At 62.0% G+C, this 894-nt stretch carries 1 protein-coding gene; it reads left to right on the top strand.

Features of this window, described 5'->3' with window-relative positions:
• Nucleotides 1-85 precede the first annotated feature (85 nt).
• On the top strand, nt 86-661 hold the full coding sequence (locus SM757_RS34940) for a helix-turn-helix domain-containing protein (RefSeq protein ID WP_322468858.1): 576 nt from the start codon (nt 86-88) through the stop codon (nt 659-661).
• Nucleotides 662-894: the final 233 nt, after the last annotated feature.

Raw genomic sequence — 894 nt, 5'->3', positions numbered from 1 at the left:
CTAGTGGGACGTTTGCCGTGGTACTTGGATTTAGGCGTAGCGGCGACTATTGTTGGCTGGTGAGCTTCTCTTGAGGAGGCATGCCATGGCCCGCCCTCACAAGGTATCACTACGGCCACTGACCGATGAGGAATCTCAGCAGCTGAAGCGGCTGAGCCAGTCGCTCATGGCTCCCGCATCGCATGTGACGCGCGCAAGGCTTCTGCTGGAGGTGGCGGCCGGCAAGAACTATACGGAAGCCGCCCACCTCGCCGGGCGGCGCTGCGGTGACACGGTAGGCCACCTGGTGGCTCGATTCAACGAAGAAGGGGTGGCCGCCATCAGCTTGCGTCACGGTGGTGGGCCAGCGGTGACGATCGGTCAGGAGCAGCGTAATCTCATCTTGAGCGAGGCGCGACGTGTACCGACAGTTTTGCAAGACGGCACGGCCACATGGTCGCTTACGCTGCTGCGGCGCGCCCTGGGCAAGAAGGGCCTGAAGGTCGGGCGCTTCACAATCTGGACGGTATTGCGCGAAGCCGGCTTCACGTGGCAGCGTGATCGCACGTGGTGCGAAACCGGCTATGCGCGACGTAAGCGCAAGTGTGGTCCTATCCTGACCTACGACCCCGACACCGAAGCCAAAAAAGGCATTGATCGATCGAGCGTATCGGGAAGGTGAAAAGCTTGGTCTGGCGGTATGGACCGAGGATGAAGCTGGCCCGTACCAGACCAAACCGCGTGCTGGCGCGAGCTGGCACCCCATGGGGTGCCCGAAACGACTGCCTCATGAATACGTCCGTGAGGGCACAGCCAAGCTCATGACGCTGTTCCACCCGGCCAGTGGAAAGGTACGAGTCAAGGGTGTGCCCGGCACTCCCAACAAGGTGCTGCATGCATGGCTGCAGCGGCAGC

Origin of the sequence: Azohydromonas lata, assembly GCF_034427735.1 — a bacterium.
GTDB classification, from domain to species: domain Bacteria; phylum Pseudomonadota; class Gammaproteobacteria; order Burkholderiales; family Burkholderiaceae_C; genus Azohydromonas; species Azohydromonas lata.
Note: the sequence above shows the minus strand (reverse complement) of the source record. Positions and strands in the feature narration are given on the sequence as shown.